Source organism: Vreelandella halophila (genome assembly GCF_019903425.1).
Lineage (GTDB): Bacteria > Pseudomonadota > Gammaproteobacteria > Pseudomonadales > Oleiphilaceae > Halospina > Halospina halophila.
In genome coordinates this window covers 439,795-460,521 of the sequence record NZ_JACHUZ010000013.1, presented here as the reverse complement: position 1 = coordinate 460,521, position 20,727 = coordinate 439,795, and the positions used below count along the sequence as shown (strand labels likewise).

The 20,727-nt window shown below is 56.8% G+C and carries 21 protein-coding genes; 13 read left to right on the top strand and 8 right to left on the bottom strand.

The window, feature by feature from the left end; all coding sequences use genetic code 11:
• The first annotated feature begins 17 nt into the window (after positions 1-17).
• On the top strand, positions 18-1,520 hold the full coding sequence (gene thiI, locus H4I92_RS06375; RefSeq protein WP_077529811.1) for a tRNA uracil 4-sulfurtransferase ThiI: 1,503 nt from the start codon (positions 18-20) through the stop codon (positions 1,518-1,520).
• A 38-nt stretch (positions 1,521-1,558) separates the two neighbouring features.
• On the opposite strand, the gene H4I92_RS06370 is transcribed toward thiI, so the two are convergent.
• From H4I92_RS06370 to H4I92_RS06350, 5 genes are all read right to left on the bottom strand, one after another.
• Entirely contained in the window at positions 1,559-3,520 is a 1,962-nt protein-coding gene (locus H4I92_RS06370; protein WP_077529810.1) for a methyl-accepting chemotaxis protein, read from the bottom strand.
• Between the two features lie 29 nt (positions 3,521-3,549).
• Positions 3,550-4,386, bottom strand: coding sequence for a substrate-binding periplasmic protein (locus H4I92_RS06365; protein ID WP_179105638.1), 837 nt, complete (start codon positions 4,384-4,386; stop codon positions 3,550-3,552).
• Positions 4,387-4,568: 182 nt separating this feature from the next.
• Positions 4,569-4,964 (bottom strand): phosphate ABC transporter substrate-binding protein, encoded by a 396-nt coding sequence (locus H4I92_RS06360; protein WP_077529808.1) that lies wholly within the window; start codon positions 4,962-4,964, stop codon positions 4,569-4,571.
• Between the two features lie 11 nt (positions 4,965-4,975).
• The gene (locus H4I92_RS06355) at positions 4,976-6,175 is read right to left on the bottom strand and encodes a porin family protein (RefSeq protein ID WP_077529807.1); all 1,200 of its coding nucleotides are present in this window, start codon (positions 6,173-6,175) and stop codon (positions 4,976-4,978) included.
• Between the two features lie 37 nt (positions 6,176-6,212).
• Positions 6,213-7,826, bottom strand: a complete 1,614-nt coding sequence (locus H4I92_RS06350; protein ID WP_077529806.1) for a methyl-accepting chemotaxis protein — start codon at positions 7,824-7,826, stop codon at positions 6,213-6,215.
• Positions 7,827-8,091: 265 nt separating this feature from the next.
• Here H4I92_RS06350 and uvrD point away from each other — a divergent pair, with 265 nt between their 5' ends.
• Complete coding sequence (gene uvrD, locus H4I92_RS06345; RefSeq protein WP_077529805.1) at positions 8,092-10,242, top strand: DNA helicase II; 2,151 nt, start codon at positions 8,092-8,094, stop codon at positions 10,240-10,242.
• Here the strand turns inward: uvrD and H4I92_RS06340 are convergent.
• Positions 10,218-11,096: a patatin-like phospholipase family protein gene (locus tag H4I92_RS06340; RefSeq protein ID WP_077529804.1), complete on the bottom strand. Its 879-nt coding sequence runs from the start codon at positions 11,094-11,096 to the stop codon at positions 10,218-10,220. The two genes, uvrD and H4I92_RS06340, sit on opposite strands and share 25 nt — an antisense overlap.
• Before the next feature lie 160 nt (positions 11,097-11,256).
• Positions 11,257-12,225: an integron integrase gene (locus tag H4I92_RS06335; protein ID WP_077529803.1), complete on the bottom strand. Its 969-nt coding sequence runs from the start codon at positions 12,223-12,225 to the stop codon at positions 11,257-11,259.
• Positions 12,226-12,351: 126 nt separating this feature from the next.
• On the opposite strand from H4I92_RS06335, the gene H4I92_RS06330 reads away from it, so the two are divergent.
• The 3 genes from H4I92_RS06330 (at position 12,352) to H4I92_RS06320 (ending at position 14,509) form a co-directional block, all read left to right on the top strand.
• Complete coding sequence (locus tag H4I92_RS06330) at positions 12,352-12,942, top strand: hypothetical protein (RefSeq protein ID WP_143512615.1); 591 nt, start codon at positions 12,352-12,354, stop codon at positions 12,940-12,942.
• A gap of 109 nt (positions 12,943-13,051) precedes the next feature.
• Entirely contained in the window at positions 13,052-13,588 is a 537-nt protein-coding gene (locus H4I92_RS06325) for an NYN domain-containing protein (protein ID WP_077529801.1), read from the top strand.
• A gap of 90 nt (positions 13,589-13,678) precedes the next feature.
• Positions 13,679-14,509: an alpha/beta fold hydrolase gene (locus H4I92_RS06320; RefSeq protein ID WP_077529800.1), complete on the top strand. Its 831-nt coding sequence runs from the start codon at positions 13,679-13,681 to the stop codon at positions 14,507-14,509.
• A gap of 220 nt (positions 14,510-14,729) precedes the next feature.
• Here H4I92_RS06320 and H4I92_RS06315 read toward each other — a convergent pair whose 3' ends face one another.
• The gene (locus H4I92_RS06315) at positions 14,730-15,680 is read right to left on the bottom strand and encodes an IS5 family transposase (RefSeq protein ID WP_077528626.1); all 951 of its coding nucleotides are present in this window, start codon (positions 15,678-15,680) and stop codon (positions 14,730-14,732) included.
• A gap of 140 nt (positions 15,681-15,820) precedes the next feature.
• On the opposite strand from H4I92_RS06315, the gene H4I92_RS06310 reads away from it, so the two are divergent.
• The 8 genes from H4I92_RS06310 to H4I92_RS06275 all read left to right on the top strand — a co-directional run bounded on the left by H4I92_RS06310 (position 15,821) and on the right by H4I92_RS06275 (position 20,712).
• Positions 15,821-16,078 carry a type II toxin-antitoxin system Phd/YefM family antitoxin gene (locus tag H4I92_RS06310; RefSeq protein ID WP_077529799.1) on the top strand — a complete coding sequence of 86 codons (258 nt, stop codon included), beginning with the start codon at positions 15,821-15,823 and terminating at the stop codon, positions 16,076-16,078.
• Positions 16,066-16,368, top strand: a complete 303-nt coding sequence (locus H4I92_RS06305) for a type II toxin-antitoxin system RelE/ParE family toxin (RefSeq protein WP_061332717.1) — start codon at positions 16,066-16,068, stop codon at positions 16,366-16,368. The genes H4I92_RS06310 and H4I92_RS06305 overlap by 13 nt, the downstream gene beginning before the upstream one ends.
• Before the next feature lie 92 nt (positions 16,369-16,460).
• Positions 16,461-17,138 (top strand): hypothetical protein, encoded by a 678-nt coding sequence (locus H4I92_RS06300; RefSeq protein ID WP_077529798.1) that lies wholly within the window; start codon positions 16,461-16,463, stop codon positions 17,136-17,138.
• A gap of 96 nt (positions 17,139-17,234) precedes the next feature.
• Positions 17,235-18,023 (top strand): DUF4124 domain-containing protein, encoded by a 789-nt coding sequence (locus tag H4I92_RS06295; RefSeq protein WP_143512614.1) that lies wholly within the window; start codon positions 17,235-17,237, stop codon positions 18,021-18,023.
• A gap of 294 nt (positions 18,024-18,317) precedes the next feature.
• Positions 18,318-19,352, top strand: a complete 1,035-nt coding sequence (locus H4I92_RS06290; protein ID WP_077529797.1) for a hypothetical protein — start codon at positions 18,318-18,320, stop codon at positions 19,350-19,352.
• Positions 19,353-19,524: 172 nt separating this feature from the next.
• On the top strand, positions 19,525-19,767 hold the full coding sequence (locus H4I92_RS06285) for a type II toxin-antitoxin system Phd/YefM family antitoxin (RefSeq protein ID WP_058092928.1): 243 nt from the start codon (positions 19,525-19,527) through the stop codon (positions 19,765-19,767).
• Positions 19,764-20,027: a Txe/YoeB family addiction module toxin gene (locus H4I92_RS06280; RefSeq protein WP_077529796.1), complete on the top strand. Its 264-nt coding sequence runs from the start codon at positions 19,764-19,766 to the stop codon at positions 20,025-20,027. The genes H4I92_RS06285 and H4I92_RS06280 overlap by 4 nt, the downstream gene beginning before the upstream one ends.
• Before the next feature lie 358 nt (positions 20,028-20,385).
• Positions 20,386-20,712 (top strand): helix-turn-helix domain-containing protein, encoded by a 327-nt coding sequence (locus H4I92_RS06275; RefSeq protein ID WP_077529795.1) that lies wholly within the window; start codon positions 20,386-20,388, stop codon positions 20,710-20,712.
• Positions 20,713-20,727 lie beyond the last annotated feature (15 nt).

Below are 20,727 nucleotides of genomic sequence, written 5' to 3'. Positions count from 1 at the left end.
GCCGACTAGTGTTACCCATGGTCCATTACCTCATCAAGATTTCGCCGGAAATGGCGGTTAAATCCGATCCCGTGCGGCGCAAGCAGTTGCGCCAGATGCGGCGTAATGTGCGTCGCATGATGCGCCAGCTCGACGAGCGCATTGATGTTCGCCCGGGCTGGGACCGGATCGATGTCTACGTGCCCGGCGAGGATCCGGAGGCCGAGCAGCGGCGCACGCAGGAGCACGGTGGGGATGCGGGCCTGGCCGAGCGGGTCATCCATTACCTCCAGCGCATGCCCGGCGCCCAGTTCATCCTGCTGGTGGACGACCTGCCCTGGCAGAACTTCGAGGACGCGGCCGAGAAAGTGACCCACGTCTACCGGGAGCGGCTGGCGGGCAGGACCTTTGCCGTGCGCGTGAAGCGCCGGGGGGAGCACAGTTTCAGTTCCCAGCAGCTGGAACAGTTTCTGGGCGGTCACCTGCTGAAGCACACGGGGGCGGCGCGCGTGAACCTCAAGCAACCGGAGGTGCCGGTCAACCTGGAGGTGAAGCGCGAGAGCATGGTGGTGGTGCGCCGGCGCTACCCAGGCCAGGGGGGCTTCCCGATCGGGACCCAGGAGCCGGTGCTGTCCCTGATCTCGGGCGGCTTCGACTCGGCCGTGTCCTCCTACATGGCCATCCGGCGCGGGCTCCAGACGCACTTCCTGTTCTTCAACCTCGGCGGTACGGCCCACGAGGCGGGTGTGCGGCAGATGGTCCGCCACCTCTGGGCGGACTACCAGTCTTCCCACCGGGTCTACATGATCTCTGTGCCCTTCGAGGGCGTGATTGGCGAGTTGATGACCCGGATCAATCACGCCTACCGGGGTGTGATCCTCAAGCGTATGATGCTGCGCGCGGCCGAGCGCATCGCCAATGAGATGCACATCTCCGGCCTGGTCACCGGCGAGAGTATTTCTCAGGTTTCCAGCCAGACGCCCATCAACCTGGGTCAGATTGACCAGAGTACGGATATGCTGGTGCTGCGCCCGCTGGTGTTCATGAACAAGGACGAGATCATCGATGTAGCGGACCGGATCGGTGCCTACTGGATGGCGGCGAACATGCCGGAGTACTGCGGCGTGATCTCGGACCGCCCCACAACCCGTGCGAAAAAGGGCCGCGTTGAGCGTGATGAGGATTTCTTTGATGACGCGGTCCTGGACGCCGCCGTGGCGAACCGCACCATGACGCCGGTGGACCAGATGCTGGAAAGCGAGGTGGGCATCGACGACGTACCGCGCGTGAACACGCCCTCACCCGTTGATGTGGTGATCGATATCCGCCATCCCGGCGAGGCTGAGGATGCCCCGCTGACGCTCACCAACAACGAGATCCGATCCATTCCCTTCTACGAACTGAATCACCGCTTTGAAGAGCTGGATGCCGGTAATCGCTATCTTCTCTATTGCGATGAGGGCAGCATGAGTACTCTGCATGCTGGACATCTCATCGCGGAGGGGCATGAGAACGTGGTGGTGTACGACCCTCAGGATTAAGCCCGCACCGGACATTCCAGCTCTGCCTGCTGTTGGTCTCAGATTTTGAAGCGGCCAACGACCTCTCTGAGACGCTCCGCCATGGAGGCGACTTCATCGCTGGCACGGTTGGTCTGTTCGGTGCCGGAGCTGCTTTCCTGCGCGGCTTCAACAATACGGGTGACGTTCTGGTTGATCTCTTCGGCTGCCTGGCTCTGTTCCTCGGCGGCCGTTGCAATCTGGGTCACCTGGTCGCTGATGGTTGAGACCGATTCCTCGATTGAGGTTAGCGACTCCTTGGCACTCGTTGCCCGCTCCTGATTCTCGTTGGAGCGTTCCTTGGCCTGTTTCATGGTCTCGACCGCCTTGTTTGTCTCCGCGATCAAGCCATCAATGATCCCCTGGATCTCCTCGGCGGATTTACTGCTGCGCTGGGCGAGCGCCCGGACTTCGTCCGCAACGACCGCGAAGCCGCGGCCCTGTTCGCCCGCTCTTGCGGCCTCAATGGCGGCATTCAGGGCGAGAAGATTGGTCTGCTCCGTGACGGAGTGAATAACGTCGAGGACGGTCTTGATCTCCTGGCTGCGCTCGGAAAGCTGACCAACAACCGTTGTCATGGCATCAAGTTCATTGCCCAGGGTTTCCATTGCCTGCGCGTTCTCGGCGACAATGGTACCGCCTTCACGGGCCTTGGTGTCGGCGTCCGAGGCGGCGTCGGCTACCTGGCTGCCATTGCGGGAAACCTCCTGCACCGTTGCCGTCATCTCATTGATGGCGGTGGCAATCTGGTCGGTGTCATTGCCCTGGCGCTCAACCGTCTGGCGGGTCTGAGTGGCGATGTGGTTCAGTTCTTCCGCAGCGGAGGCCAGGCTCTGGGTGGTGCCATCGACTTCCTGGATGGTTTCCTGCATCCGCTGCAAAAAGGCGTTGAACTGGTGCGACAGCTGACCGATTTCATCGTTCGTTTCCTCCGGCAACCGCTGCGTGAGGTCACCCTCGCCGGCGGCGATGTCATACATCCGCTTGGTCACCCTGCGGATGGGGCTGGTCAGGTAGCGGGCCAGCGCCACCGCAATGCCGGCCGAAATCAGGATGGCCAGAAGGCCCATAAGCCCGATCTGCCATGCCAACTGGTTGGCGCCGGCCATCATCTTGTCTCTCGGAACGAGCCCCATGAACTGCCAACCGAGCTCCGGGGATGTGAAAACCGTTGCCTGATAGGCGGTCCCGTTGAGGGTTACCGTGCGGCTCCCCTCGTCTATGCTCGCCAACCTCGACAGGGTCGGATCGTCAAGCTCATCCACGTTGGTGAAGTTGGTCTCCGGAGCCAGCGGGTTGGCAAGAATGGTTCCGTTATCCTCTATAAGTACCAGGCGCCCGCCTTCCCCCATTTCGATGTTGTTAATCATGTCCATAAGACCCTGGAGCGAGACATCAATGCCAACTGCGCCGACGAAATTACCGTCTTCATCACGAACTTCATGGGCAACACTGACCAGGCTGGTATCGTCCGCTTCAAAGTAATAGGCATCGGTCATGATGCTGCCGCTGTCTGTGTTCCTGACCTGCTCGTACCAGGGTCTTTCACGGGGATCGTAGGGGGCGCCACTGGCGCCGATTGGCCATTGAACGAACTCACCCTCACGACTGCCGAAGTAGACATAGGCCAGGCCACCCTTGGCCTCGGCGTAACGCCTGAAAAGCCGATACAGGTCCGCTTCCGATTCGCTGTTTTCCAGGGGCGTCATTTCGCCAGCGCGGCTTGCATCCAAGTAGCGGGAAAGGGAGCCAACTGACTGGGAGATACGGGGATCCGAGGCTAGAAACCTGGCTTCCTTACGCATCGTCCTGAAAAACTGGGTGATCGAATAGTCAACCTGTTTGATCTGTTGGAGACTGGCTCTTTCAGAATCCTTCTCGGCGGCTTGTCGCGCCTCGTAGATAGCAAGCGCCGAGACGCTTCCAATAACGGTGGCAAGCACCAGGATAAAAGTCAGTACCAGCTTTTTCGTGATCGACATTGCGGCTCTTCCTGCAGTGGGTGCATTACCTACTCACTAAAAATAGCAGGCTTTGACTGTCTCACTGAGTTGTAGCGGTTGAATATGCGGTCATACATGCCTGTCTCCGTAATGGCTTCAAGGGCATTGTTGAAACGCTGCACCAGGGCTTTCGACGTCGACGCACGGCTGAACATAACGTGGATGGGTGCCTGCTTTACCCTCAGGGGGTGTGCTTCAAAGGCGTCTTCAAATGCTGACCCTTTGATCCGGGTACGCAGTACAAGAGGGTCAGCGAGAATAGCGTCAATGCGTTTGCGGGCGAGCTTCCTGTAGTTCAGGAGACCACTGCGGGTCGTTTCTATGTGGTTATGGGCATGGGGATGTTGCCTCAGGGCCTCAAATTGCTTGCCATAGTCATAACCCTGGGTGATCCCGATTTTCAGATCCCGCTCGATCACGTCTTTGAGTGCTGACAGCTCGTACTCGTCCGGCTCTCCCTGTCGCATGAACAAGCGCACGGTTTCTGTACGATAAGGGCGCGAAAAGTAGGCAAAATCAGCTCGTTCCGGGGTGTAATCCGCGCCAGCCGCCAGATCGACCCTTCCTTCCCGGAGTTCTCTCAGGTGTCGCATCCAGGGTTGCTTGACCAGGGTCAGCTCGCAGTCCATCCGGTTGGCTATGGCTCGTATAAGGTCGATATCCAGACCCCTAAGGTCTCCCTGATCGTCTCTATATTGGTAGGGCTTCCAGGGCTCCCAACCCATTCGGAGTTCGCAGGCGAAGCTTGTGGCAGGCGTTGTAAGAGCCAGAATCAAGGCAGCGATGATTGTGCTTGGCCGGGCCCATGGCCGGGAGTGTTTGCGCGGTGCGCGACTGTTGGTCATCGAAATTCCCATTGGGCTGTTCCCTTGGGCTCTGACTACCTGTTATTGGAAACGAGTTTCCAAAATTAAGTTGCACTTAAAAAGTTATTTGGAATTGAATTGTACGGAGGGAGTTGATGCCAGGATTGCTTGTTGCCAGGACCCATCACACCGCTTTGACGGCATGATGGGTCCTTGGGGGATCAGGGAGTCAGAATGACCTCAACAGAGTCATCCACGTCCGCCGGATCGGCATAGCCGACACTGTTCGGCGTGGCGGCAACCTCGTCGACCATTCGTGCGGAATCACCGACTTCCGCGGGGGGCTGCCCCTCTCCGGTGAAAGTCTGTTCTGCCCAGAAGGATTGGAGCTGGGAGTTACTCCGGCCGGTAATCCATTCATGGAACTCCGCCCGAACCTCGCTGCCTTCAGCGATCTCAAACGGCGTGGCCGCATTGCTGCGGTTGAGGTATAGGTCCCGGACGTCATTTTCAGACAGATTATCCGGGCCATCCGGATGAGCGATCACCACAACGTCCGCCATGCTCAGGGGGGCGGCGAAGAGGCCGGCAAGCGCAATCATGCGTAATGTTTTCATGTCGGGTCTCCTTAAAAGGCCGCGTCGAGCTTCAGGGTGTAAACGTTGGTGTGGTCGAAGCGGTTGCCCTGGCCAGTCGCAAAACTTGTGGCGTTACCACTCAAGCCGCCGGAGGTGTCGCCAAAGGCTCTTGAATGGGTCCAGTCCGCCTTGAGGGCGATACCCGGCATCGCATCCCAGCGTACGCCGAGGCTATAGTCTTCGCGCTTTTCGTTGAACGCCGCCAGCGGACCCTGAGGACGCTTATCGTCATCCTGGGTTTCAACCCACGCATAGGTCACATAGGGCATCACGTCGTCGAACCGGTAACCGAGGGTGGCATAAGCGCCATCACGTTCCGGGAACACCCCGTCTGTATCCCGCCGGGTTATCTCCGAAACCGCCAGGATGTTGCCTTGCTCATACTCAAGACCCAGTCCGTAGAACTTGCCGTCCTCGTCTTCAATTTCCAGCTGGGGGGCAGCGGTACCTTCCAGAAGATTGTCAATCGAGGTTTCGGCGCGCGCGGCGACGCCCCGTACTGTCCAGGTGTAATCCGTCCAGGAGACTACGGCGCCGGCTATGTTGCGCAGCTCCGCTCCCCCGACCAAGTCCTGATTTTCGCTGTGTCCAGTAAAAACCTGAGTACGGATCGGTTGGCCGAGAACGTCAAAGTTATAGGTCACATCTGCCCCGGTAAAAGAGCTCAGAGAAACCTGGTCATAGACCGCATTAGGAGCTCTGGTGAAGGGTTGCGCGTAGCCCAGATCCAGGGAGTCGGAGTACATGAACAAGGGGGTGCGCATTTTACCGGCGCGCAGGCGCAACCCGTTGTTCATCTTATGACTCACATAGCCCCATTCCAGCTGGGTTTCCCAGTTATCGCCCCCTTCCGCTTTCGGTTTCCCACGGGAAAGCAGCTGGAAGGTGGCCTTGGTCTGATCACTCAGGTCAAAAGTGCCCTGCACGGCGAACAGTGTCTGGGAACGGACGTCAGAGTCCTCAGTAATACCAGCGTACCCGGCATTGTTGCTGGCACGGGCATAGCCGGTGCTCATGAAGCCGTTGATGCGGAAGTCGGTGTCACGCGAATCGCGCATGTCCTGCTGGAGCCGTTCAAGCTGGCTCTCGAGGCGATCCAGTCGCTCTTCCTGGGCATGGGCGCCGGTGACGCCGGCGCTGACCAGAAGGCATACGGCCAGGCGGGTTTTAGTGGTGCGCAGTTGCTTCATGGTTGTACTCCATTGAGGGGGTTTGAGTTGGTTTGGTTCAGACGCGGAACTGTGAGGCAATCTGGTGCAGACGCTGGGTGATCTCCCGGCTGTCCTGGCTCGCCTGGTCCAGTTCCTGAGTGGTTTCAGTAATCTGTTCGGCGTTGCCGTGGATGTCGGTGATGTTCTTGACCACGTCGTTGAAGGTGGCGGTCTGCTCGTGGGTGGCGGCTGCAATCTGTTCGTTGATGCTGCTGATGCTCTCAACGTTCTCAAGAATGCTCTGCAGCACCTCCCCGGATTCCCGTGTGGCATCCACACCGGTGCGGGCCTTTTCAACACTGTTCTGCATGGCTTTGACGGAGGATTCCGCCAGGCTCGAGAGCTCGGAGATCACCGTTTCAATCTCCGCGGCGGAATCCTGGGTGCGCACGGCGAGGTTCCGCACTTCATCGGCCACCACCGCAAAGCCACGGCCGTGCTCACCCGCCCGGGCGGCCTCAATGGCCGCATTCAGGGCCAGCAGGTTGGTCTGTTCTGTAACGGTCTTGATCGTGTCCAGCAGCCCGGCAACCTTGGTGGAGTGGGTTTCAAACTGGTTGACGAGTTCCGCGCTCTGGTCGATTTCCTGCGCCAGATCCTGGATGGTCTGCACGTTGCCGGAGACGTGATCCTTGCCACGGTTGGCGTATTCCGCCGCACCCTGGGTCTGCTCGGAGGCGTCGCTGGCAAAACTGGCGACCTCTTCCACGCTCTTGACCAGCTCATCCACGGAGTGGCGTGCCGAGGCGATGGCCGAAGACTGGTCGTTGATGCGCTGCAGGTTCGCTCTGCTGGTTTCCGACAGCTGCTGGGAGACCTCTTCCAGGCCCTCCACATCCTTGCTGATCGTGCCGAACGCGGCGTGCAGCTTCTCAATGAAGGCGTTGAAGTGGGTGACCAGTTCCCGGAGCTCATCCCGGCCGTCGTACTGGATGCGCGAGGTAAGGTCGCCCTCACCCGAGGCCATGTTGCGCAGCGAGTGGATGACACGGTTAAGGCTGCTGGTGATTGAACGGGCGATGAACAGGCTGACAACAACCAGGGTGGCGATCGCAATAACGGCAATGCTCAGCCCCAGCGTCGTGCTGCGTTCGGTGGTCACGAGGGTCTCGTCGATGGAGTTGCTGAAGGCGGTGCGCGCTTCATCACGCACGGTGGTCATATCGCTCATCAGCTCCTTCAGGCGCTTGGCATTGGCCGAAGCATCCTTACCCAACGTGCGCATATCCGCATCGCCTTCAATGAAGGCCGTGGCGATACGGGTCGCTTCGCTGTAGTAGCGTTCCAGGTCTTTGGAGAGCCGACCGAAACGGTCGCTCATCTGCGGCGCAAGGTCCTGCAGTTCATCCAGGTTGGTCTGGATGGTGTTGTAATAGGTCTCTGTCTCCGCAAGTCTCTCCTCGTTGCCGGTTGTCACGGCCGCGTTGATCTGCGCTTCCATCAGCTCCAGCTGCCCAAGGTTGACGGTGGCCTTCTCCATCATTGGATGCAGCTGATCATTGACCTCATGCAGGCGGCTGGCGTTGTTGTTCTGGACGTAAAAGTTAAAACCCTGCGTGATCAAAAAGGCCAGGATCGCGATCCCGACCAGAAGCGACAGTTTCAGTGAAATGGAGAGTCTTTGTAGCATGGCGTCCCTGTGGTACCTGTGCGGAGTTGCAGCATTATGGGGAGACGCCAAGTTGTTTGGTACTTAAAGATCTATTCAATTTGTAATTCAAATGCCAAATGGTATTTCACGCTGAAAATTGTCATCAGCGTCGATCCCAGGCTTTCTGCTGAACCTCGCTTAAGGCACTGCGCGTAAGCCACAGGTGGGGAATACTGGATGCACACACAGGGTCCCCTGTTATACTGCGCAGGTTTCACGCACCGGCAAAGGGCCCAGTGGCACTATGGATGTCTCTTCCATCCTCGATCCCCTCAACGACGCCCAGCGCGAGGCCGTCACCGCGCCGGACAGCCATGTACTGGTTCTGGCCGGCGCCGGCAGCGGCAAGACGCGCGTGCTGGTGCACCGCATTGCGTGGCTGATCCAGGTGGAGCAGGTGGCGGCCTCGAGCATCATGGCCGTGACCTTCACCAACAAGGCCGCGCGTGAGATGCGGGGGCGGATCGAGGAGATGCTCCAGATCCCGACCCGGGGCATGTGGGTCGGCACCTTCCACGGTCTTGCCCACCGCCTGCTGCGCGCCCACTGCCAGGACGCCGGCCTGCCCGAGAACTTCCAGGTGCTGGATGCGGACGACCAGCTGCGACTGGTCAAACGCGTGATGCGCGAGCTGCAGCTGGACGAAAGCCGCTGGCCGCCCAAGCAGGCCCAGTGGTTCATCAATTCCAGCAAGGACGAGGGCCTGCGCCCGGACCACATCGAGGATCACGGGGATGTGTTCACCACCACCCTGATCAACGTCTACCGCGAGTACCAGAAGAACTGCCAGCGCAGCGGCCTGGTGGACTTCGGCGAGCTGCTGCTGCGCTCCCATGAGCTGTGGCTGGAAAAGCCCGAATTGCGTGCTCACTACCAGAACCGCTTCCGGCACATGCTGGTGGACGAGTTCCAGGACACCAACGCCGTGCAGTACGCCTGGCTGCGGGTGCTCAGCGGCGACCGCGTGCCGCTGACGATTGTGGGCGACGACGACCAGTCCATCTACGGCTGGCGTGGCGCGCGCATCGAGAACATCCAGCAGTTCCAGCAGGATTTCGGCGGCAGCCGGCTGGTGCGCCTGGAGCAGAACTACCGCTCCACCCAGACCATCCTCGAGGCGGCCAACGCCGTGATCGCCAACAACCAGGGGCGGCTCGGCAAGGACCTGTGGACTGACGGCGAGACCGGCGAGTCCATCGACGTCTACTCCGCCTTCAACGAGCAGGACGAGGCCAACTACATCGCGGACACCATCAGCGACTGGGCTCAACAGGGCAACGCCCGCTCCGAGTGCGCCATCCTCTACCGCTCCAACGCCCAGTCCCGCGTGCTCGAGGAATCACTGCTGCGCCAGGCCATTCCCTACCGCGTCTACGGTGGCCTGCGCTTCTACGACCGCCAGGAGATCCGCAACGCCCTGGCCTACATGCGGCTGGTGAACTACCGCCATGACGACGCCGCCTTCGAGCGCGTGGTGAACATCCCCACCCGGGGCGTGGGCGCCAAGGCGCTGGAGACGGTGCGTGAGGCCGCCGGGCGCGAGGGGGTCTCGCTGTGGCAGGCCACCGTGAACCTGCTCCATCACCAGCTGCTCAAGGGCAAGGCCCGTACCGGCCTGCAGACCTTTGTGGACCTGATCGAGCAACTGGCGGACAACCACGAGAGCCTGCCCCTGCACTCACTGGCCGAACGCGCCATCCGCGATACCGGTCTGCGGGACTACCACGGCAAGGAGAAGGGTGAGAAAGGCCAGGCCCGGGTGGAAAACCTGGACGAACTGGTGGGCGCGACCCGTGAGTTCCGGGTTGAGGACGACCAGAACCTGCTGGGCGAATTCGTGGCCCGTGCGGCCATGGATGCCGGTGAATCCCAGGCGGAAGAGGACGAGGACAGCGTCCAGCTCATGACCCTGCACTCCGCCAAGGGCCTTGAATACCCCATGGTCTTTCTCACGGGCATGGAGGAAGGGCTCTTCCCGCACAGCATGTCCGCCGAGGAACCCGGCCGCATGGAGGAAGAGCGCCGGCTGGCCTACGTGGGCATGACCCGCGCGATGAGCAAGCTCACCCTCACCTACGCCGAATCCCGCAAGCTCTACGGCCAGGAGCGCTTCAATGCGCCCTCGCGTTTCATTCGGGAGATCCCGGATGAGCACATGCGCGAGGTGCGCCTGCGCAACACCGTGACCCGTCCCACGATGTTCAGTGATGTGGGGGGTGCTGCCAGCAGCACGGATACCGGCTTCCAGCTCGGCCAGCGCGTGGTCCACCCCAAGTTCGGGGAAGGCATCGTAATGAACGCCGAAGGCGCCGGCGCCCATGCCCGGGTACAGGTGAACTTCGCGGAAGGCAGCAAGTGGCTGGTGCTGGCCTACGCCCCGCTGGAACCGGCCTGAAGCCAGGGCGCTGAGCGGCCCAGCCCGCGCCGGAGCTGCCTCAGTAGCCCCGGCGCCTTGGCGGCGCGCCGTTTGCGGATGGTGTCGATCGCGTTCTGGCAGGCGTTGTACCCTTCATCAAAAAGGGCTTGGCTCTGCGCCGGATCGGTACGGTCGTAGTCCGCCAGATCCAGTGCCAGCACGTAATCCGCCTCGGCCAACTGCGTCTGGGTGTGGCTGTCGATGGCAATGTCGAAGGCGGTCACCAGCGCATCAAAGTACCCACCCGGCACCCGCCGCCGCGTGCTGCCGTTCAGATCCACCCCCATCACGAAATCCACGCCCCACTGTTTAAGCGGCGAGATTGGCACATTCTCGACCAGGCCACCATCCACCAGCAGCTGATCCTCCCGTTCGATGGGGCTGTAGAGTCCCGGAACACAGGCGCTGATCATGGCGGCCTCGGCCACGTCTCCCTTGTCCAGAACGACCTTGGTTCTTCTGGCAAGGTCGGTCGCAATGAACGCCATCGGGTACGGCGACCCGGAGAAGTCCCGGTCCCCGATGTGGTGGCGAACAAAGTCGCCCATAGCGGCATTGTTCATGATGCCGTACTTCGACCAGCCAAAGCTCGACAGATGCCACCAGTCCAACCCCGAGCAGGCGCCCCTGATGCCCTCCGGTGTGTGACCGAAGGCATAGAGCGAGGCCATGATCGCGCCAATGCTGGTGCCCGTGATGTGCGTCGGGCGAAGACCATGCTCCTCCAAGGCTTTCAGCACCCCGAGGTGGGCGATGCCGAAAACAGCCCCGCCGCCCAGGGCCAGGCCGAAAGTGGGTTCGCGTTGGGTGAAGGGGGATTCAAATCGGGCCATGGGCGTCCTGTGATGTTCCGGTAATGGGAAGGATGCATCCTATTGTCCAAAAATGAGAACCCGGTTGCCACCGAGGAATTGGCACCGCGACCCCGGCCGCGCTACGTTGGTTACACGGTGGCTAAAGTCCGCCGGGGCGGTAGCGTGGTCAACAGCGGTCTCAGCCCAGAGGGCTCGAGACGCCGGCGAAGCCCTGCCCCAGGACGTGGGTGTAGATCTGGGTTGTACGAATATCCGAATGACCCAGTAACTCCTGGACTGTGCGGATGTCACTGCCCCTCCTGAGCAATTCTGTTGCAAACGTGTGTCTCAGGGTGTGGCAGCCAGCCGCCTTGCCGATACCAGACCGCTTAACCGCGGCTTTTACGGCTTTCTGGACGCTGCTTGAATGAATGTGGTGACGGACGATATTCCCGGAATCGTCCGTGCAGCACCCGTTCGACGGGAATAACCACTGCCAGGCCAGGGAACGCCCTGCGTTGGGGTACTTGCGGGCAAGTGCGAAAGGAAGACTGACGGGCACCTGATAATCCGGATTCGACATCTTCCATTCGGAACGAACTTGCTGGATATGAGTCTGGAGTTTTTCGAGCAAGAGACCGGGGAGTAACGTTGTGCGGTCTTTACCACCCTTGCCGTCTCGAACAGTGATTACACTCCGGGAGAAGTCCACGTCTTTTACACGGAGCCGTGTAGATTCAACAACGCGCAGCCCAGCGCCGTACATCAGCGAGGCCATCAGGTCGTAGGGCTCGGAGAGCTCCGCGATAAGCCGCATGGCCTCTTCATGAGTGAGCACTACGGGAAGTCTCGGAGGCCGCTTTGCCCGGGTAGTGCCGCTGATATCCCCAACGGGAACGCCAAGGACCTTGTCGTAGAGAAAGACAAGGGCGTTCAGTGCCTGGTTCTGGGTAGCGGCCGCAACGTTGCGTTCCACGGCCAACCATGTGAGAAATTCGCGAATCTCTTTAGCACCCATCTCCTGCGGATGGCGAACTCCGTGGAAACGGATGTAGTAGCGAATCCAGTACCAGTATGACTTCTCGGTGCGAACGCTGTATCGGTTGAGTCGAATCACCCTCCGGACCTGATCACGCAACCGTAGGTTGGTGCTTGCTGTTGATGGCATGAGGCGCTCCTTGCCGATAACTGTAACTATATACAGTATTATTGAAAGAGTAAAAGCGAGAAGTCAAACGATTCCACTGCATCACCTTGGATTCTGCGCTAAGGTTCTATTCTATAAGGCGTTTGCGTGCTGGCATCTTATGGAAGCAAGTGGCGCTATCTAGAATTCACGAATATTGATATCGCTGAATTCCAGCGATTACCTGTTAGATTGGTCAGGCATATGAATCGAGCTCTAAAATATTCACTTATTGGCTTGGCTGTTCTTTTGGCAGGCGTGTTGGCCCTTCTTTTTCATCTCGCAGCTGGGCCTACTATTGTAGAGGAATATCTTAACCACGAAGCGCCTGATGAGTTGGATTTTTCATTTAGCTATTGCCGCGCCGACTCTCAGGAAGAGGACAATTCCAGCAAGATCGTATGGCAGGAGGGCGTGGCAATTATTGACGTAACGCTGTCGCCGACCTGCGGGACCTCATGGCTTTTTGGAAACTACAAGGTTCTTGAGTCTGGCAAACTTGTACTTGGATACAAGAGCATCATTCCCTCTATAATCGGCTGCGACTGTGGGTATCCAGCCACATATCGCATCGTTGGATTGGAAAAAAGAGATTACGAGATAGAGCTCCGCGAGTACGCGTTCATTAATAGAGTTCCTTGGTTGGTGCGCAGCTGGATGGAAGCTGGACCTGACATTGTTGAAATCGAAGAATTCTGAAAGCAATCTAACCATGCCAGCCACGGCGACGGCTACTGCATTGCGGCTTCGCCTCCATTCCGTAGCCGCGCGTGCTGAGCGGCGTTAGAGCAAAAAGAAGGAGGGAGAAATGGCCAACTTTGTTTATGTCGACAATTCCAATATTTGGATTGAAGGTATGCATGTTGCTGCCGCGGCTAATGGCAAAGCTCCGGATGTTTGGGATGCTGTAACCAACAGTATTTGTGATTATGACTGGAAGTTCGATTTCGGTAAGTTGTTCAACTTTGTCGCGGGGGATCAGTCCGATGTTAAACGGGCAGCTCTTTTCGGCTCACGTCCACCTAGAAATGACTCTCTTTGGAACGCTGCTGAGGCGAACGGCTTCGAGGTGATAGTTCACGACCGTAATGTTGCGAATAAGGAGAAAAAGGTCGATGCGGAAATTGTGACTCAAATGATGGCCGACTCATACACACAATGGGAAGAAGGCGACGAGTTCACACTTGTTGCAGGAGACACCGATTACGTCCCAACAGTTGAGAACTTGGTCGCGCGAGGGATTAAGGTAAGCGTGGTCTTTTGGGAGCATGCATCGAGGGAGCTGAAAGCTGCCTGTTCAGAATTTACTCCCTTAAACCAATACTTAGACCACCTCGCTCGCTAGCTCTAACCAGTTGCTGCACCCGGAAAAATTACTCGCTGTGCTCCCAATTTTCCGGTGAGCAAGGCGTTATGTAGAAAAGGAGTTCGAGCAATGAGCAGTTGGAAACTTTCAAAGTCTTTTGACTATGACGGGCGGGAAGTTCGTTATGGCCGGTTGGGCGAAGGTCCGCCACTGGTCCTTGTTCATGGGACTCCCTGGTCATCATTCAATCTGCGTCATCTGATACAGCAGCTGTCCAAAGAGTACACGGTCTATTTTTTTGACCTGCTGGGCTATGGCCAATCTTGTACGGCGGAAGGCGACGTGTCGCTGGGTGTGCAGAATAAGGTTTTGGATAGCTTGCTTACTCATTGGGAGCTGGATGACCCGATTATTGTCGGTCATGACTTTGGTGGCGCTACCGCGCTCAGAACTCATCTTCTCAATGGACGGTCTTTTAAGAAGATTATTCTGATTGACCCGGTCGCGGTCTCTCCTTGGGGCTCGCCATTTTTCCGCCATGTAAACAGGTATGAAGCCGCTTTTTCAGGGCTCCCAGACTATATTCACGAAGCTGTGGTCCGGTCCTACGTGCAAACGGCTGCTTTCAAGCCACTTACTGAGGCAACACTAGAGGGAATCGTTTCGCCGTGGACTGGTGAGCGCGGCAAGACAGCTTTCTATCGTCAGATGGCTCAAGCAGACTCTAAATATACCGACGAGGTCCAGTCGCTTTATCCTACGATTACTACACCTACCTTGATCCTCTGGGGACGGGAGGATAGCTGGATACCGCTGGAGCGCGGGGAAGAAATCCACAGCTTGATTCCGGGATCGGTTTTTCGCGTGATTGATGATGCTGGCCATCTCGTCATCGAAGAGAAGCCTGATGAGTTGGTGCAGGAAATTTTGGATTTTTGTGCAGACCTCGCAACTACATAACCAGTCGCTCAAGTTCGTTCCCGGCCTGGCGGCCGTCCACCGGACGGCCCTGTCGGGCCGCCGCTTAGCTATTCGTTAGGGAACCTCTGAATAACCAGTTTTGAACGCCAATTCCCGATTTCGATCCGGAGATGAACCGATTTCGGCGATAAATGCCCGGTCTATTTGTTCATCTTTTGTCCGGTTAACGCCTTTTTGGCGGCCACCGGACACACTTCCCCTACGCGGGGAGGTATCGTTCACCGACAAGCATGTTGCTGAACGCTGCCAACAGGTAAAGCCGATTGGCGTTCTTCGCCAGGCCGCGGTAGCGGACCTTAGCGTAACCAAACTGACGCTTGATGGTACGAAACGGATGCTCGACCTTCGCCCGAACACTGGCCTTGATCTTTTCCGCCCTGGCAAGGTTGCTGCCTTCCGCCAGCTGTCGGGTAACACCAGGGCGCCGGGCGATGAACCAGTCGACGTTCCGGTGCCGGTGCTCTTTGCGCTTCTCAATGCCCCGGTAACCGGAATCGCCAAAAACCCGTGTTTCATCGCCGTGGAGCAACGCGCCAGCCGCATTGAGATCGTGCTCATTGGCAGCAGTCACTTCCAGCGAATGGATCATCCCAAAACCGTCATCCACACCAGTGTGCATCTTCATTCCGAAATACCACTGGTTGCCCTTGCGGGTCTGGTGCATTTCCGGATCCCTCTCGCCGCTTTTGTTCTTGGTCGAGCTGGGCGCGGAGATGATGCTGGCATCCACGATGCTGCCTTCGCGCAGCATCAGGCCCTGGCGCTCCAGGTGCTTGTTCACTTCCTTGAACATCGCCTTGCCCAGGTTGTGCTGCTCCAGAAAATGGCGGAAGTTGAGAATGGTGGTTTCGTCCGGAATCGAATCGGCCAGGGTCAGGCCGGCAAAGCGGCGCATGGACTCGATCTCGTAGAGTTCGTCTTCCATCGCTGGATCGGAAAGGTTGTAGAACAGCTGCATGCAGTGGATGCGAAGCATCACCTGCAATGGATACGGCCGGCGGCCGTTCTCGCCCTTGGGATAGTAGCGGGCAACCTTGTTCTCCAGCTTCTTCCAGGGGATCAGCTGATCCATGCGCTCCAGGAACTTCTCGCGGCGGGTCTTGCGCTTTTTGTTCTGGTATTCGGCTTCGGCAAAGCTGATCTGGCTCATGGCGTGAAGACCTTCCCGATTGGTGGCTCTGGCGCTATTGTCGCAAATCCGGGGGCTTTTTCAGAGGTTCCTTAGCTGTGATTGCCTCACCCGAAAAGTGGTACTATAGTGTCACTATCAGTCTGATTTAGGGTGAGCCCATGAAAGTTGAGCTTGTTACGAACCTTAAGCGCCAGGCCACAAAGATTCTGGCAGACCTGCACTTGTCCAAAGAGCCGATACTGATCACGGAGCATGGGCAGCCATCCGCATACCTTGTCGATGTGCAGGATTACGAGTTTATGCAGCGCCGACTTGAGCTGCTTGAGGGGCTCTCACGGGGAGAGCGTGCTGTACTTGAGGGAAGAACGTGCAGCCAAAGTGAGGCCAGGGAGAAAATGAGTAAATGGCTGAAGTAATCTGGACGGAGCCTGCCCTTCAAGAACTGGATGCCATAGCTGAGTACATTGCTCTGGATAATCCTGTTGCCGCAAGTCACCTGGTCCAAGAAGTTTTCGATAAGACCGAGCGCTTGGAAGATTTTCCCCAATCCGGACGGATTCCTCCAGAGCTCCCTAATTCGGTATACAGGGAGGTAGTGGTTCCACCGTGTCGCATTTTTTATCGTGAGGATAAGAAGCGGGTTCTCGTCCTCTATGTCATGCGAGAGGAGCGGCAGCTACGTGCGTACATGCTTGGGAACAGCTAACCAGGCGCGTCACTCGGATGCCTTTGTCTCCGCTTCGCTACGTCAAAGTCACCGGTGCGCTTGGGCGTTAGCCAATAAAGGAAAGGTGTTTCATGACCATTTTTGGCGTAGTAACCACTGCAGTATATATTTTTTTAGTAGTGGCTTTGAGATGGTCTAGTCTTCCCGAATTGCAGAATATTCCGCTCAACGAGTTCGGTGATTTTCTAGCCGGCATTTTTGGCCCCCTCATGTTGTTCTGGCTGATTCTCGGATATATTCAGCAACAAAAGGAACTGAGGCAAAACACCAACGCACTAGAATTACAGGCTGAAGAGCTAAAAAGGTCTGTAGAGCAACATAAAGAGCTTGTCGCTACCACTCGGGAGCAGTTACAGGCGGACTTGAAAGCGCTAGAAATGGAGCAAATAAAAGAGCTGAGAGCAGCTCACCCCTCATTCTCCATAATCAGTGCAGGATGGCGCTCTCGAACCGGTAAAGAGAAGAAGTATGAGATTGAAATACTGAATTCTGGCGAAGCGGTTACGAGCGTTTGGTTCTCTACTGATCCAGCTATTCCTCAAATTGACGCCAGAAAATTTCCATACTTTCCACGCCAACAAAAGCAAAAGTTAACGTGGGACAACCTAACAAGTGGCGAAGCTCCTGACCACGTTAAACTGACGGTTAATTGTACCGACGGTAATGCGAGACCTTATTGTAAAAACTTTGATCTCCGTTTAGATGAGCATGAAAAATATCATCTGGAAGGAGTTTCGGAAATTGGCTAACCAGTGCAGGCACGGCGACGTCTACTGCATTGCGGCTTCGCCTCCATTCCGCAGCCGCGCATGCTGCAAGCGTTGTGCCGAAAAAAGGAGAGAATTATGGAGCAGCCGTTGCAGTTAATTCTAAGGGTAATTGTGCTTTCATCCCTCTTCCACCCTGTCAGTGCAATAGCTGAAATTTACAAGTGCCCCGCGCCGAACGGAAACATTACATATTCTCATAAGCCGTGTGGTAACGGCGAAGTTAAGAGCGGCAATGACTGGGTAAGTGTTGAAGAGAAGCGAGAACAAGAGAAACAAGAGCGCGAGGCCCGTCGAAAAAAAGGTTCTGATTCAACTAGGTGTTCGGCCTCTGATAGTGGCTTATCCTCAGGAAACGGAGAAGCAGAGGTAGAACCTACGCAAGTACAACAGACGGCGCCAAAGCCAAAGTGGCACAGCTTCGAGTCTGAAGATAAAATGAGCGGCGATAAATCGGCTTACGCCGTCTCTCCTAGCACGACTTCAAACAGGCCAATGGAATTTCCATACGGGGGTACAGAATCTTGGATAGGTTTCGGCTGCGACAGCAAAAATGAGTGGGCTTATTTGGGGTTTTCGCAAGCTCCCAACCTGAACAATACTGAAACGAAAGACGGTTACAATCTTTTCGGCACTAGGGTCCGATGGGATGATGCTGTTGATAGCGAAACCTTTACACAGGAATGGGGTGACCCGATTTTGCATTTCCGAAACAATAATCAGGTTATTCAGCGCATTGTCGGAGGCAATACGGTGCTGGTAGAACTGAATTGGCATGGACAAAAGCGAGCCGTTATCTTTACGTATACTTTACGCGGCTCGTGCAAAGCTATTGCTGAGGCTCGACAGCGTTGTTCAACCTACTAAAATATAATCATGCCAGCCACGGCTACTATCGTCTGATCAAAAAGCCGCCATCGTGGACGCGTATTGAGAGCGTTGGGTCTTCCCCCTGTCTTCCTGAAACAACATGCGGTTGCCCACAGCATTTAGTACGCCGGTGTGGGAGTTTTCTTCGCTGCAATCATTAACATGTGGCTGGATCTTTTGGACCATGGAGCGCCCAACCAGTCGCTTAAGTTCGTTCCCGGCCTTGCGGCCGTCCACCGGATGGCCCTGTCGTGCCGCCGCTTAGCTATTCGTTGGACACAAGGACAAGCAATGAGATTCGTATTCGGAGTACTGGTCGTCACCGGGTTGTCGGTCCCAACGGTCGTAGGAGCCATTGAAGACGCTGTATGTGGGCAAGTCAAAGCGCTTTCCGAACGGGGAGAACTGAAAGAGAGCCTTATAGAACTTGGCGAACCCGTCGGGACTTACAACCCGGCAATGCGGCTTGCAAGGAGTCCGGGGGCCATATACGAAATCGATGTTAACGGCGACGGAAACTCAGAGCGTCTGGTTGCGTTGCGTGGCCGGGGCAGCTGCTCAGGAACGTTTTACACTAGCGAGGCGGCTCTGAACACGGTGATCAACAATGCAACTAGAGAGGAGAGAGAGATAGCTTACCCTTTGAGTCATCTGGTGAATGATGACACGCGGTGGGATTTCTGGGGAACCGACGACCACTTCATTCGCATAAGCGGAGCACTCTATGCGGTAACAGGTGCGTTCCATGAGGAACCGCCAGTACCTAGAAGAGTGGATATGGTATCCACGGATGGTCGCAGGAACGTTTGCCGTTTCGATGCGCCCACCGAGATCAAAATAACATATTCAGGTGGTAGCGACGCCGGTGTGTGCGGTGACATCCTCAACGGAAACGCGACGGAGGTTAAGCCATCGAAGAATGTCAACGTAGATAGGGACGCACTTAGGAAGCGAGCTGCCTCACCCCTCGCAGCCGGCAAACAACTCGATTTGGATGGCGACGGTGCGATGGAGACTATCGCCTGGCTAAATTACGCCAGCACGGCAGGATGCGGAAATGATTGGCAGACGATTGTCGAACTAGAGCCTGATCGGGGAATCCTTGCGGACACGCAACTTTCTGCTGCATTAAAAGAGAACATGTACAACATAAGCGACACGGCTGGGGAGCCCTGGGACAGGGTGAGGGTGTTCGAGAGAGGCGATTCTCACTATATTTTGGCGCATGGTCGGTCTGCGGATGGTGAAACGGCAAGAGGTGTATTTCAATGGGACCAAGGCGGCTTTCGTAGAGTCTGTAAGATTCAATTGTTGCCGCAGTACTAGCCGTGCGCGAATGATCGCACGGCATGAGTCCAACAAAGCGCTTCAGCAGACCGCCCAGCCGCTGCGCGTCTGGGCGGTCTGCTGAGCGTCATCGTTATGCCGGGCGTTCGTCTTGACGTACGTACCCAGAGGCGTACACTTGGTGAAAAGTTGAACACGCAAGAGGTGCGTCATGACCGGAATCACAGCAACTGAGGCGCGCAGCAACCTATATCGGTTGATCGACGAGACCGCCGAGTCCCACCAACCAATCGTCATCATGGGTAAGCGGAACAAAGCCGTCCTGGTTTCCGAGGAAGACTGGTCTGCAATTCAGGAAACACTTTACCTGCTCTCCGTACCAGGTATGCGGGAGTCTATTCGTGAGGGGATGGATACCCCTGTGGATGAATGCGATGAGGAGCTGGACTGGTGACATGGAAGTTGGTTTACACCAAGCAAGCCCAGAAAGATGCAAAGAAGTTGGCCTCCAGCGGCCTCAAACCAAAAGCCCAGGAACTGTTAGCGCTGATAGCTGAAGATCCATACCGCAAGCCGCCTCCGTTTGAGAAGCTCATTGGTGATCTTGAGGGGGCCTATTCACGCCGCATCAATATTCAGCATCGTCTTGTCTACCAAGTGCTCGAGGACGAGCAAGTGGTGAAAGTCCTCAGGCTCTGGAGCCACTACGAATGATGCATAACCAGCCGCTGTTGCCGGACAATTTTTCCACTGCTTCGCGGTTCCAAAATTGTCGCAAAGCTCCGCGTTACATCTTCCGTTCTACCTTCGAGTAAGATTGCGGTATATACGGCAATGCCGTACTATCAGGGATGCTTTTCAACGAAACCAGCACCTTCAACAAGCTTTTGCCGACATATCGTCACGGACGATGAATACCGGGCCCTGCAGTCGCTTCTGATGCAAAGACCCGAGGCAGGGCGGTCATCAAGGGATCTGGAGGTGTCCGAAAAGTTCTCTGGGCTCCCACGGGATCAGGCAAGAGCGGCGGGGTCCGGGTTATCTATTCTTAGAAGAAATCGGAAGACGAAGTATGGATGCTGACGCTTTACCACAAATCAGAGCGCTCAACGATTCCTGGGCAGCTCTGAGGCAGATAGCGGAGGCGATCCTGAACGAGATAAAAGAGTTCAAAAAGGGCAACGTCGAACTTACGACGCGTCAGCTTTCCGAGCCCTCCTCCCCGCAGGAGATCAGACTCAAGCTTAATCTCTCACAGTCGGCATTCGCCGCGCTGATGGGGGTGAGCGTGCGTACCTTACAGGATTGGGAGCAGGGCCGAAGGGAACCACAAGGTCCGGCGCTGGCCTTGTTGCGGATAGCCGAGCAGCATCCAGAGGTTTTCAGTGAACTCGATTAAGGAAGGCGTAACTCA